Source organism: Microbacterium sp. R1 (genome assembly GCF_015159725.1).
Classification (GTDB): domain Bacteria; phylum Actinomycetota; class Actinomycetes; order Actinomycetales; family Microbacteriaceae; genus Microbacterium; species Microbacterium oxydans.
Genome location: NZ_JADDUD010000006.1, coordinates 1 through 13,021 on the forward strand (window position 1 = coordinate 1; position 13,021 = coordinate 13,021).

The 13,021-nt window shown below is 63.6% G+C and carries 14 protein-coding genes; 6 read left to right on the plus strand and 8 right to left on the minus strand.

Going from position 1 to position 13,021, the window contains the following annotated elements; translation table 11 throughout:
• Positions 1-242 precede the first annotated feature (242 nt).
• Together ILP86_RS18040 and ILP86_RS18045 are read right to left on the minus strand one after the other, a co-directional pair.
• On the minus strand, positions 243-761 hold the full coding sequence (locus ILP86_RS18040) for a DUF305 domain-containing protein (RefSeq protein WP_227751394.1): 519 nt from the start codon (positions 759-761) through the stop codon (positions 243-245).
• A complete protein-coding gene (locus ILP86_RS18045) occupies positions 758-1,159 on the minus strand; it encodes a hypothetical protein (RefSeq protein WP_058631433.1) in 402 nt (133 codons plus the stop codon). Before ILP86_RS18045 ends, ILP86_RS18040 begins: the two co-directional genes overlap by 4 nt.
• A 215-nt stretch (positions 1,160-1,374) precedes the next feature.
• On the opposite strand from ILP86_RS18045, the gene ILP86_RS18050 reads away from it, so the two are divergent.
• The 6 genes from ILP86_RS18050 to ILP86_RS18075 all read left to right on the plus strand — a co-directional run bounded on the left by ILP86_RS18050 (position 1,375) and on the right by ILP86_RS18075 (position 6,362).
• Complete coding sequence (locus tag ILP86_RS18050) at positions 1,375-1,656, plus strand: metal-sensitive transcriptional regulator (protein WP_058631434.1); 282 nt, start codon at positions 1,375-1,377, stop codon at positions 1,654-1,656.
• Positions 1,657-1,687: 31 nt separating this feature from the next.
• Positions 1,688-2,011 carry a heavy-metal-associated domain-containing protein gene (locus ILP86_RS18055; RefSeq protein ID WP_058631435.1) on the plus strand — a complete coding sequence of 108 codons (324 nt, stop codon included), beginning with the start codon at positions 1,688-1,690 and terminating at the stop codon, positions 2,009-2,011.
• Positions 2,012-2,066: 55 nt separating this feature from the next.
• On the plus strand, positions 2,067-4,205 hold the full coding sequence (locus ILP86_RS18060) for a heavy metal translocating P-type ATPase (protein ID WP_193752183.1): 2,139 nt from the start codon (positions 2,067-2,069) through the stop codon (positions 4,203-4,205).
• Positions 4,206-4,258: 53 nt separating this feature from the next.
• Positions 4,259-4,693: a DUF6153 family protein gene (locus ILP86_RS18065; RefSeq protein WP_058631437.1), complete on the plus strand. Its 435-nt coding sequence runs from the start codon at positions 4,259-4,261 to the stop codon at positions 4,691-4,693.
• Positions 4,694-4,779: 86 nt separating this feature from the next.
• Positions 4,780-5,373: a DUF305 domain-containing protein gene (locus ILP86_RS18070; RefSeq protein ID WP_058631438.1), complete on the plus strand. Its 594-nt coding sequence runs from the start codon at positions 4,780-4,782 to the stop codon at positions 5,371-5,373.
• 143 nt (positions 5,374-5,516) lie between these two features.
• Positions 5,517-6,362, plus strand: coding sequence for a F510_1955 family glycosylhydrolase (locus ILP86_RS18075; protein ID WP_058631439.1), 846 nt, complete (start codon positions 5,517-5,519; stop codon positions 6,360-6,362).
• Positions 6,363-7,008: 646 nt separating this feature from the next.
• On the opposite strand, the gene ILP86_RS18080 is transcribed toward ILP86_RS18075, so the two are convergent.
• The 6 genes from ILP86_RS18080 to ILP86_RS18105 all read right to left on the minus strand — a co-directional run bounded on the left by ILP86_RS18080 (position 7,009) and on the right by ILP86_RS18105 (position 12,617).
• Complete coding sequence (locus ILP86_RS18080) at positions 7,009-7,200, minus strand: hypothetical protein (RefSeq protein WP_136054584.1); 192 nt, start codon at positions 7,198-7,200, stop codon at positions 7,009-7,011.
• 301 nt (positions 7,201-7,501) lie between these two features.
• Positions 7,502-7,969: a signal peptidase II gene (locus ILP86_RS18085; RefSeq protein WP_058631443.1), complete on the minus strand. Its 468-nt coding sequence runs from the start codon at positions 7,967-7,969 to the stop codon at positions 7,502-7,504.
• Between the two features lie 191 nt (positions 7,970-8,160).
• Complete coding sequence (gene ccsB / locus ILP86_RS18090; RefSeq protein ID WP_058631444.1) at positions 8,161-9,177, minus strand: c-type cytochrome biogenesis protein CcsB; 1,017 nt, start codon at positions 9,175-9,177, stop codon at positions 8,161-8,163.
• A gap of 335 nt (positions 9,178-9,512) precedes the next feature.
• A complete protein-coding gene (locus tag ILP86_RS18095) occupies positions 9,513-11,087 on the minus strand; it encodes a cytochrome c biogenesis protein ResB (RefSeq protein ID WP_307861169.1) in 1,575 nt (524 codons plus the stop codon).
• A gap of 124 nt (positions 11,088-11,211) precedes the next feature.
• Entirely contained in the window at positions 11,212-11,961 is a 750-nt protein-coding gene (locus ILP86_RS18100; RefSeq protein WP_058631446.1) for a cytochrome c biogenesis CcdA family protein, read from the minus strand.
• Entirely contained in the window at positions 11,958-12,617 is a 660-nt protein-coding gene (locus tag ILP86_RS18105; RefSeq protein WP_308431974.1) for a TlpA disulfide reductase family protein, read from the minus strand. Before ILP86_RS18105 ends, ILP86_RS18100 begins: the two co-directional genes overlap by 4 nt.
• Positions 12,618-13,021: the final 404 nt, after the last annotated feature.

Sequence of the window (13,021 nt, forward strand, 5' to 3'; positions counted from 1 at the left end):
CTGGCCGACACAGCTTGGCTCAAGCTCGTACCTATTATCTGTCCCCGTTCGGCTTACTCTCCGAGCCTGCCACTCGTTCAGCACGCTGGTCACCGAAAACGATCGTTTTCGGCAGCTCTCGCGTAAGGCTGAGGCGTAAGGTTGCCTGGTCGACCCGGACCCTGTCGACGGCGGTGATCCGGTCCGCTCGTCATGAGCGCGGTAGCCGGTCCACTTGTCGCAAGGGTGGTGCCGACGCCCCACTAATCGTCGAGACGGTCGAGAATCTCATTCATCTGGTCGATCTCTTCCTGCTGTGACGAGATGATCTGCTCACAGATATCTTGGATCTCCGGGTCGCTGATGTCTGATTGCTCACACACCAGAATCGCTCGAGAGTGATGCGGGATCATGGAACGGAGGAACTGGTCGTTACCGACGAACGCTTCCGAGCGTCCCATGAAGAAGGCGACAAGGAAAAGCGCGGCGAAACCTACGAGCAAGCTGATGTTCGCGGCCTTGTTCGGGAACATCTTCCACATGACGATGACCATGATGATGCCCATGGGGAAGACCATCATCAGTGCCATGTAGAGGTTGCTGATGTTGAGGAAGAGATCGTCCAGGACGTTGATCATCGCAAACGTGAGGAAGTACATCACAACGAAGCTGAGCGATAGCGAGACGGCGAGCTTAAGGTAGCTCGACATCCCGCCCTGATTCTTCCCCTGGGAGTGGCCGGCCGGCGGGCGTGAACCGTTGTCGGCGTGCTGGCTTGTCATAGCGACTCCAGCAGTGCAACGCACGCCTGTTCGCAGCGTCGGCATGCTTCAGCGCAGATCGTGCAGTGTTCGTGCATGGTGTGCTGTTCACATTCGTTAGCACAGCTCAGGCACGCCGCTCGGCAAGCTTCGAGCGCGGCACGGGTGACGCTGGCGTCGTGCCCGGTGCGACGGGAGAGGATCCGGGCGGTGGTTATGCAAAGGTCTGCACAGTCCTGGTTCGCGCGAATGCACTTGATTAGGTCAGCAACCATGTCCTCGCTGAGGCAAGCGTCGGCACATGCGGTGCAGGCTTGCGCGCACGCGAGACACGCGTCGATGCAGTCGACGAGCTTCTTCTGATCAATTCCGCCCAGATCTTTCGGATACGTGCTGAGCATTTCTTCGGTGACGGTCATGAGAGAACTCCTTTCGTGAGCCACGAAAGTACGCTCGCATCGCCCGCGCACTGAGGCCCTTGAATACCCCGCTGGGGTCTGGTAACCCGGTATTGATATGCCGCCGCGCTGCGCAGATCAGCCTGTGAGCTGAACAGAGTCGGCGACCACGTTCGCCTAGCGGGAATAGAAGCGAAAACATTGAGTTAGATACCCCCAGGGGGTATGCTCGAGGCATGAACGGGTACGACGGAAGCAAGGACGACCTGCGCAAGCGGTTGAATCGCGTCGAAGGCCAGGTGCGGGGGATCTCCCGGATGGTTGATGAGGACAAGTACTGCATCGACATCCTCACGCAGGTCTCTGCGGCGACGAAGGCCCTCGAGACGGTGGCGTTGTCACTGCTCAGTGATCACCTGAGCCACTGTGTCGCGGAAGCGAGTGCGGAGGGTGGGGAGGTCGCGGCCGAGAAGGTCCGTGAGGCTAACGAAGCGATTGCTCGCCTGGTTCGTTCATGACCACACGTCTGTCTAACTGAAGGAGAACACCATGACTGATCGCATTGAGCTCGGGCTGAAGGACGCGAACGCTGGTTGCGCATGCTGCGCTGTCCCATCGAACACGGAGACATCGGCGCCTGTTGATGCCGCGGTGACGGCGGAGGTGCTTGTCAACGGGATGACGTGCTCGCATTGTGCGTCGAGCGTCACTGAGGAACTGGGCGCTGTCGAAGGCGTCGAATCCGTCACCGTGGATCTGAACGCGGGCGGCACCTCCCGGGTGACGATCCACAGCACCACCCCGGTCGACCCCGCTGCCGTGAAGAGTGCGGTGGAAGAGGCCGGCTACGCCCTCGCAACCAGCCAGCCCTGAGTTGCATCTGTCGGCGTCCGGCTTACCCCGGGCGCACCTGAGCAAGGAGTCCCCGATGAGCCAGCACGACGAACACACCGATCACACCGCGCACCACAACCACACGGCGGCCGCCACAACGGAGCACGACCACGCGGCGATGAGCCCCGAACCGGCTGCACCGCACGAACGCACCGGGCACGGTGGCCACGATGGCCACGAGGGTCACAGCGGGCATAGCGGCCACGGGGATCATGTGGGGCAGTTCCGGCGCCTGTTCTGGATCATGCTGCTCCTCGCCGTGCCGGTGGTCGGGCTCTCCATGATGTTCTCGATGATCCTGGGGTACTCGCTGCCGGACGCGGCGTGGGTCGCGTGGGTGTCGCCGGTTCTTGGAACGGTCATGTACGTGTGGGGCGGGGCACCGTTCCTCACCGGCGCCGTGAGCGAACTCCGTGCCCGCAAACCGGGGATGATGCTGCTGATCGCCCTCGCGATCACCGTGGCGTTCCTCGCCTCGTGGGGGGCGAGCATCGGGCTGCTGCACCACGAGCTGGACTTCTGGTGGGAGCTGGCGCTCCTGATCGTGATCATGCTGCTCGGTCACTGGATCGAGATGCGCTCGCTCGCCCAGACGACGTCGGCATTGGACTCCCTCGCCGCATTGCTGCCCGACGAGGCGGAGAAGGTCGACGGAGACACCACCGTCACCGTCGCACCGGCTGATCTGCAGGTGGGGGATGTCGTTGTGGTGCGCCCCGGCGGGCGGGTCCCCGCGGATGGGCGGATCGTGCAGGGCTCGGCCAGCATGGACGAGTCAATGATCACCGGCGAATCCCGCCCGGTTCGCCGCAGCGATGGTGATCCGGTGATTGCCGGCACGGTCGCCACCGACTCCGGGGTGCGGGTAGAGATCACCGCTATCGGCGAGGACACCGCTCTCGCGGGTATCCAGAAGCTGGTCACGGAGGCGCAGAGTTCATCGTCGCGGGCGCAACGACTCGCGGATAAGGCAGCGGGGTGGCTGTTCTGGTTCGCGCTCGGCGCTGCCGCGATCACCGCGATTGTCTGGACTCTCGTCGGCCAACCCGACGCGGCGGTGATCCGCACCATCACGGTGCTGGTGATCGCCTGCCCGCACGCGCTGGGTCTCGCGATCCCACTGGTCGTGTCGATCGCGACCGAACGCGCCGCCCGAGGGGGCGTGCTGATCAAGGATCGGCTCGCCCTGGAGAGCATGCGCACCGTCGACACGATCCTGTTCGACAAGACCGGCACGCTCACCAAGGGCACCCCCGCCGTGACCGCGATTGATCCCGTCACAGGAGCCGACGCCGATCAGCTGCTGGCGTGGGCGGCGGCCGCGGAAGCGGACTCCGAGCACCCCCTCGCCCGTGCGATCGTCAACGCAGCGAAGGAGAAGAACCTCACCGTTCCGCGCTCGACCGATTTTGAATCCTCCCCCGCCGTGGGGGTGCGTGCCCGTGTCGACGGACGTGTCGTGCAGGTCGGTGGCCCGTACATGCTCGAGCAAGAACACGCCACCGAGCTGCCGGTGGCCGACGAGTGGCGCGGTGAGGGTGCGATCATCCTCCACGTGCTCGTTGACGGTCAGGTGACGGGCGCGCTGCGCCTGGCGGATGAGATCCGGTCCGAGTCGCGTAACGCGGTCGATGCGCTCCACGAACGGGGCGTGCAGGTGGTGATGATCACCGGTGACGCCGATGCGGTCGCCGCGTCCGTCGCCGGCGAGCTGGGTATCGACCGGTACTTCGCCGGGGTCCGTCCGGAGGACAAAGCCTCCAAGGTGAAAGAACTGCAAAACGAAGGCCGCAAGGTCGCGATGGTCGGTGACGGCGTGAACGACGCCCCCGCCCTCGCCCAGGCAGACGTAGGGATTGCGATCGGTGCAGGAACGGACGTTGCGATCGCCTCCGCAGGTGTCATCCTCGCCAGCGACGACCCCCGATCGGTGATCTCCGTGATTGAGCTGTCGCGGGCCAGTTACCGGAAGATGAAACAGAACCTCTGGTGGGCCGCCGGGTACAACCTTCTCTCGGTGCCGTTGGCTGCCGGTGTGCTCGCCCCCGTCGGGTTCGTGTTGCCGATGTCGGTCGGTGCGGTGTTGATGTCACTATCCACGATCGTTGTCGCGCTGAATGCGCAGTTGCTGCGACGGCTGAACCTCAGCCCGGACGCCGTCGTCGACAAGTAGGCGCATGGGCGGCGGCGACGTACCCTGGAAGAAAGGGAGGTGGGACAGTGTTGATGACGATCGCACGGCGCGTGCATGACCAGCGCACCCTCACCCGCACCCTCCTGACCGTCGTCGCCGTCGCCTTTTCCGTGATCTTCGGGCTTCTGGCGATGCACTCGATGAACACGCACACCATGCCCTCCGGGCACAGTGAGACCATCGCCGTCGCACCCGCGCATGCCGATGCTCACCCCGCACACGCCTCTGGCGACGCCGCAGCGGTGGACGAGGCGGGGTGCGCCACGTGTTCTGACGATCACGGCATGGCGTGGATGGCCTGCGTTCTCGCGCTCCTCATCGCTGTCGTGCTGCTCGCCCGGCCGTCCGCCTGGTGGCGAACCGTCGCACATTCCCCGGGAACGCCCGTGTCCCGCCTACATCTCCGGGATGCGCTGCATCCGCTGCGGCCTCCGTCTCTCACCGTTCTCTGCATCAGTCGCACGTGATGGCAGGCGCGCCCGCTTTCCGCGGGTAACGCCCTCGCCCAGCCTCTCTCGCTGGGCACCATCATCGACTCTTGGAGAACCCCATCATGAAGACCCGGTTTGCGGCGACAGCCGCACTCACCCTCGCCGCAGTGCTTGGACTCGCCGGCTGCGCCGGTACCACCTCCGGCGGCGACATGCCCGGCATGAACCACGAAAGCAGCACCTCGGCCCCGGCGTCCGCGGACGCCAACGACGCCGACATCATGTTCGCCAGCATGATGAAAGAGCACCACGCCCAGGCCATCGACATGTCCGACATGCTCCTTAGCAAGGAGGGTGTCGACGAACGTGTCGTCGCTCTTGCGGAAGAGATCAAGGCCGCGCAGGAGCCCGAGATCCAGAAGATGGACCAGTGGCTCGAAGAGTGGGGCGCTGATACCTCCGACATGGAGGGCATGGATCACGGCGGTGGCATGATGTCGGAGGATGACATGCAGGCTCTCGAGGATGCCACCGGTGCGGACGCCAGCCGCCTGTTCCTCGAGCAGATGATTCAGCACCACGAGGGTGCCGTCGAGATGGCCCAAGAAGAGGTCGACAACGGCCAGAACAGCGACGCGGTCGCTCTGGCCGAGACGATCATCGAGGCGCAGACCACGGAGATCGCCACGATGAAAGATCTCCTCGCCACACTCTGATCTACCTTCGGGGGTGCGGCGCTCGCCCGCACCCCCGAACTGGCCATCTCGCAGTAACCCACGCCACCGCGCTGGTGCCCTGTCGCGACTCTCATTCGCGTACCGCTCGCGCACCCGCATGCATTTCTTCAAGTCGGAGTCTCATGAACCGCCACTCGCCCCTACCCGCTTTCGCGATCGCTCTCGTAGCCGTCGCCCTCACCGGCTGCGCCGTGCCGCAGGCCTCCGGCACCAACGCGGTCCCCCCCGTCATCCAACACATTCACGGTGTTGCCGCTGACCCCCGCGGTGAGGACCTCTTCGTAGCCACCCACGGAGGGCTCTTCACCCTCACACCCGAAGGTGCGATCGCCGGTCCCATCGGAGGCCACGATTTCGATGCGATGGGCTTTACCGTCCTCGACGACGCCCTCTTCGCATCCGGACACCCGGGCACACAGACACCCGCAGAGCTCGGCTCCCCGAACCTAGGTGTCATTCGCAGTGACGACTTCGGCGAGTCGTGGTCACCGATCGCGCTCACTGGCAGCACGGACTTCCATGTCCTCACCGCCGGACCGGACGGCACTCTCTACGGGATCGCGTCCGATGGCGTCGATCTGCTCATCAGCACTGACGACGGTCTCGAATGGACCCGCGGCGCAACGCTTGCCGCGGCAGACCTCGCCGCCAACGGCGACGGTCTCTACGCGGCCTCAGAAGAAGGACTGCTCCTCAGCACCGACAACGGCGCCACCTTCACCCCCATCGCCGACGCCCCCCTGCTCTACACACTCGACGCCAAACCCAATGGCTCGCTCGCAGGAGTCGGAACCGACGGTGCCCTCTGGTCACAGAATACCGAAGGAACATGGCAACGCCTCGACGCGCTTCAAGGGGCCGCTCAGGCCTTCACCGCGATCGATGACGAACGCTTCATCGTTGTCGACGACCGCGGCATCGTCCAGATCACAGCAGACGACACAACCATCCTCGCCCCCGCCCGGTAGAGAAAGCCACCACCAGAACGGCCACCCATGGTCCCCCGCCGCAATCCCTTCCGACGCATATCCGTCTTCGTCGCGTGCGCCACAGTCCTCGCCCTACTTCTCGCCCTTGCGAGCTTCTACCTCATCGGAGCCATATTCAGATGACCCGCCACCCGTACCCTGCTCCTCTCAGACCACAACGAGACGTTCCTGCTCAACCAGTCACGCCCACCAGCCGCCTGTCCCCGCGGCTGCGTCACGATCGTCTCGTACGTGGCGGGGCCATCCTCCTCCTGGTCGCCGTCGCACTGATCGCAGCTCATCTCCTCATCGACACAACCGTCCCAGACCAATGGTCATTCTGGGCATACACGCTTGGAAGCTACGAAACAGCGTTCATCCTCGCGATCGTCGGACTGGCGCTCGTGCTGCGTGAACCCCCCGGGAGGCGCGGATGAATCTCAATGACTACTGGACCAACGCCTTTTGGTCCGTCATCCCCACGATCGCCGTCGTCGCGGCATTCTGGTTCGTCCTGCGGTCCATCGTCAGAGCCGACCGCAGCGAGCGATAAGCACACGCCAAGATCGAGCCACAACTCCGCGCGGAACGAAACCAACCACGCCAACTCGCATCGACAGACGACGAGCGAGGGCAGCCAGATCAGCTACCTGAACGCCGGAAACGCCTGCCGAAAGCAGATACCGGCGGGCGTTAGCGGCGAGCGTCCGGTGACGTGTAACGCGAGTTCGCCGGAAACGATCGTTTCCGGCGTGGTCGCCGCGTCAAAGAATTCATATCGGAGCGGATCGCCGACCGCGAGTGCCTCATCAACGCTGCCACTGCCGAGACTGAACATGAACACCCCTCGTTGAGTGCTACTAAGGATGTCTGCCTGATGTGAGCTAGCGGAGAACTCTCGTCTCAGCGTCGGAAAAGGCTCCCCCGATGACGGCGTCGGCAATCCGCCGGCAATCCGCTTCGTTTCTATAGCCTCGTCCCCCGTCGGTGGCGATGACGTGGCCCTGGGATGTGAGCTTCCATGCCCACTTACCATCGGGCCGCTTGTAGATCAGGCGCACAGCCGCCATATCTCCTCCTCACGTCGTGCCATAAGCGTAGATGTCACGGAATGCGCGTTTCACCTTGATAAACCGAGGTTACTTCTCGTCGGCGGAGATCTCCGTTGCATGTTCACTGGACGGTTGCGGTTGGCGGCTGCGGAGCATCTGGAGGATGCCGAGTCCGACACCGATTCCGAGGGCGACGTCGGCGATATTTCCGATGAAGAGGTTGCCATAGGCGAGGAAATCGGTGACGTGACCGCGGGCGAACCCGGGAGGGGCGAAGAGGCGGTCGATGAGGTTCCCGGCCGCTCCACCCCAAACAAATCCGATGGCGACTGCCCACGTTGTGGATGTCGCCCGCCATGCGGCGTAGAACAACGCAATTACGGCTACGGTTCCGATCACCGTGAACACAAAGGTGCTGCTTGAGCCGAAAGACATAATGGTGCCGGGGTTGAAAGCGAGCTGCATGCCGAACAGATCACCGACTAGCGGAGTGCGCTCTTGCTCGCTCAGTTGCGCAAGCGCCAGGGCCTTCGTGCCCTGGTCGATGACAGCCATCGAGAGTGCAACCAGGCACGCGGTTACCAATCTTCGACTACGATCGCCCCTCAACGTGGGTCCCACACGTAGAAGTTATTGCGACGGTGGAGGGTAGCCGTACCCGCCTGCGACCGTGGAGGCCGGCCGGGATCTAGCAGTGCTGTGAACACGGAGCGGTGCGTCCTTTGTTAGTGAAGCGGCGTTGATCGTCAGTTGAGGCCGGAGTATGCATGCAGGCCCTTGAAGAACACGTTCACGATCGTGAAGTTGAACAGCACTGCGGTGAAGCCGACGATCGACAGCCATGCCGACGGGTTGCCCCGCCAGCCGCGGGTCGCCCGCGCGTGGATGTAGCCTGCGTACAGCACCCAGATCACGAACGTCCAAACTTCCTTGGTGTCGAATCCCCAGTATCGTCCCCAGGAATCGTTGGCCCAGATTGATCCGGCGACCAAGGTGAACGTCCAGAAGATGAACCCGACGATCGCGAACCTATAGGCGAGGGACTCCAGCGTTTCGGCGGTCGGGAGCGTGCGCAGATATCCCGCCCCGGCCATCTTCGCCGCCTCGCCTTTCGCCGCGATCCGTCGCTCGCGTCGGGCCTGCATGAGTTGTGTGGCTGATAGTCCGCAGGAGATGGCGAAGAGGGCGGTGCCGAGGGAGGCGACGAAGACGTGGATGACGAGCCATACGCTCTTGAGTGGATCCATCAGAGGGGTTATCTCGACGTAGAAGGCAAGGGTCGCTCCCCCGAGCAGTAGCGCGACCATGCCGATGAGGAACGAGCCTAGGAAGCGTAGGTCGTACCGGCGGAGTACGACCATGTAGACCGCGACGACCAGCAGGGTACCGGTGAGGGCGAACTCGTACATGTTCGCCCACGGGACCCGGTCTGCGGCGATCCCTCGCCCTAAAGTGCCAGCGAGGTGAAAGATAAACGCGAACCCGGTCAGGACAGTGCCGATGCGCGCCCAGAGCAGACGTTGCCGCTGGCCTGGCCGGGTACGGACTTCGTTCAGTGTTGGGCGTTCGTCGTCGGTATCGTGCGCCTTTGCTTCGCCGTTGGCGGCCACGAGCGCGGGTACCCGTTGGACCTCATCGCGGCGCACTGAGCGTTGGGCAAGGTCGATTGCGTAGGCGACGAACGCGAGCAGATATACGGCAATTGCGGTCCACACCAACAGCAGAGCGATGCCGTCCATGGTCAGGGATTCGGGTTCAGGCATCAGTCTCTCCTCGGGCGGAACGGGGGCTGGAGTGGAAGTGCCGATGGCTGATTCCAGCCATCGCGAAACCGGTGATCGCACCAAGTGCGATCACCGTGGTGAACGGGTAGAACGCCCCGCAGGCCTCGCATTCGAAGTCGAGAAATTCCACCAGTGTCGGGGGATCGGGTCCAGCGCTGTCCAACACGTGCGAGTTGGCGCGAGCACCAATAAGTGCGGCGGCATTGTCGTCTGTGGACGCTTTTGGACGGGTGGCGATCGTGTAGATAATCGCGCCGGTGACAGCGCGATCACGGTAGCGATTGTGATGAGGGTGACTTTCCGGGAGGACTTCATCATGGCTTCCTTCGGCGGGGCATCTGTGGGCTTGAGCCTCCGCGGCGGGCCATGTGGTTGTCGCGGAGGTGGGCTATTTCGTCCGGAAGCTGCGGGTCCTCTCCTCGCGCGAGGCCGGCGAATTCCAGGTGCAGGGAGGGTGCTACCGGGGAGCCGACGACGGATGCCTTGACGAACACCCGCCGTCGGGGAACGAGAAGGCCGATGATTAGGCCCAGGGTGGCGAGGGTGGCGAAGGCGAGCACCCATGTTCCACCCGTGTCACGTTTGATATCCAACGACGCGAACCTCTTCACTGCTGCCAGCGGATCCGAGCCGTCGGACGCATCCTCGAAGGTGACAGTTCCCCACCCGTTGGGAAGGTCTGCGGTCTGCCCGGGCGTGAGCTCGATCGACTCCGTGCCGCTACCGCCGCCCGTGAGCTGGGTCATGTCGGTGGTGTCGAGGGTGTACACCGACCGGGGTACGCCGTCGTCGATGCCGAGGCTGCCGGAGAACACGTTAAACGTGACGACCGGATTCAGCAGGTCGGGATACACCGAGGTGAACGCCCCGGAGTCAAGAACACCTTGGGTTGGGTAGAAGAACCCGATGAGCCCGATCTGTTCGGCAAGCCCATCCGGCACCTTAATGACGCCGAGCGAGGTCATCATGGAGTCCTGCGGGAGGAAGGGCTGCGACTCGCTGTACACGATCGTCCCCTCAGGATCTCTGACGGTGATGGTGGGTGCGTAGCCATTTCCAAGCAGGTAAACCCGTTCACTGCCGACAGTGATGGGGTGGTTCACGCGCACCTTCTCCGTGCCCTCTGTCCCGGCGCGGGCATCACGGATAGTGAGGTTGGCGGCGAAGTCGCCTGCTTGGCCGGCCCCGGCAGACCCCAAGGGCACGTAGTTGACCTCGAAGCTGTCGAGGGTCAGCGAGTATGGGTCCAGCTGTGTACCGTTCACGAACCTGCCGGGGCTGAACGAGGAGTAGTCGTTGAGGGTGTTGACGAAGGTGGTCCCCTCAACGATGACCCTTTGCCCGGTGTAGGAAAACCCGCTGGAGGCGAGCACAGCGACCAGCACCCCAACGAGAGATGCGTGAAAGAGAAGGTTGCCGGTTTCTCGAAGGTACCCGCGTTCGGCCGACACCGACCACGAGCGGGCGGTGTCATACCGCTGAACACGGTATCCGCGTCGACGCAGATCTGTTGTCGCGGCGGTGATCGCCGCGTCCGCGTCCGCGCCTATGTCCTCAGCTTTCGGCGGGACGTCAACGTGGAGGTGGGTGCCCAGCCGACTGAGCCGCGCCGGGGTGCGTGGTGGACGGGAGCGGAGCGCCTTCCAATGGTGTCGGGTGCGAGGAATGATGCAGCCGATCAAGGAGATGAAAAGCAACAGGTAGATACCTGAGAACCAGGCAGAGTTGTACAGATCGAACACCTGGATGCCGTCGAGGAAAGACGCCAGGTCCGGGTTGTCCCGGAAGTATTGGACGACCCCGTTGGGGTCCGCAGTGCGCTGAGGGAAAATGGACCCGGGAACTGATGCGATGGCCAACAGGAGCAGTAGCAGGATGGCGGTGCGCATGCTGGTCAGCTGCCGCCACCCCCACCGCAGCCACCCGACGGCTCCCAGCGTCGGGGACGTGACGGTGTCCGGCTCTTCCTGATCGATGTGATCGGCGGGTCGAGAGGGGTCGGCAGGAAGCTGGTCAGAGAGGGAGCGTGACACTGAGCATCACCCCCTGCAGAACTGACATCAGCATGCCCCAGATGCCCGTGACCATCAGCACACCCAGCGCGATCAGCATGCTGCCGCCAATGATGTTGACTACCCGGATATGACGGCGGAGGAAAGCAACCGATCGGGTGGCCCAGCCCAGTCCGAGCGCGAGTAGGAAAAACGGAATGCCCAGGCCGAGTGAGTACGCCAGCCCCAGCAGCGCAGCACGGCCGGGGTCCCCGAGATTCCACGACACCGACATAATCGCCGCGAGCGTCGGTCCGATGCAGGGCGTCCACCCGATCCCGAGCGCTATTCCCAGCAGCGGCGCGCTGAGCAGGCCTAGGTTGCCGCGGAAACGGGGTCGGAGGGTGCGTTGCGTGCGGGGGAATGCCCCGATGAAGACCAGACCCAGAACGACGACGACCACTCCGAGCACCCGAGTGAGGATGTTGGCGTACTCGAGGAAAAACATCCCCGCGACCCCACCGAGCACCGTGACGGTCATGAACACGAGCGTGAACCCTGCCACAAACAATGCCACCCCACCGAACAGTCGTCCACGACCAGAAGCGGGAGTCCGTGTCGGCGAGCTGGAGAGGGAAGAGCCGAGGTAGCCGAAGTAGCCGGGCACCAACGGGAGCACACACGGGGAGACGAAGGAGATCAGCCCCGCCAGCATGGCGATGAGCACAGCCACCCACAGCGCACCGTCGAAAATGAGCCCCTCGGCATTCATTCGCTTTCCGCCAGCGCGTCTGCGATCAGGGTGGACAGGATAGACGCGGCCGGTAGCTGACCGATGATTCGCGCGGCGACCCTACCCTCGCGGTCCATAACAAGAGTCGTCGGCGTCGCCTGAATGGGGGCGACCGCCGCAAACGCGAGCTTCGTCTTCCCGTCGACGATGTCGATCACGCTGCGGTACGTGATCCCGTAGTCCTCCGTGAAGGACAACGCGGTGGCAGGCTGGTCGTAGATATTCACCCCGATGAAACCCACCCCCTCGGTCTGATAGCTCTGCCACACCTCCTCCAGCAGCGGCGCCTCGACCCGGCACGGCCCGCACGCCGCATACCAGAAGTTCACGACGTAGACCTCGCCAGCGAATTCGCCGCTACTGATCGGGTTGTCGCGCTCGTCGACGCCGGCAAATACCACCGTCTCGCCGCGCTCGTCCGCAGGTATCTCGACGACGCGCTCGTCGACGCTGGTGGAACCGGTGCCGTTGTTCATCGCATCAGCGAGGTCACTTTGGGACGTGCAGCCCGTGACTGTAAGCACGGTGGCGACGGCGACCATCGCGGCGACGGCACGAAACGTGTGTTCAAACTTTCGCTGGGGATCAGATGGTGTGGCGCGGGTGGTGGAAGCCACCCCGAACGGGTTGGTCACGACTACTCCAAATTGGGAACTCAGTAAACGCGCTTGATAGCGCGAGAATCCGCGTGCTTTCACGGATGAGAGGGAGTTGATCGTGATTCAGGTTCGGGAAACGCGCAGTTGCGTGAGTGTGAGCATCGGTGATTGGGACGGCTGGCGCGCGACTGTCTCTCGCACCCTCCGCGTCACACGTCCAGTGCTGCATGTGCGAGACGGTGCTCGCCAGGCAGAGATGACGAGCGCCAGCACGCACGCCACTCCCAAAAGACATAGGGCGGCACCAAGGTCTTCAGCCTCGCCAGCATGACCGTCTGCCATCACGCCGGGCACGACACCCAAGTCGTTCGTGGCGATCAGCTCCGCGATAGGCGCTACCTGCAGGTCCTCGGTCCCCGCGTGCGTCGCCACCCACGATC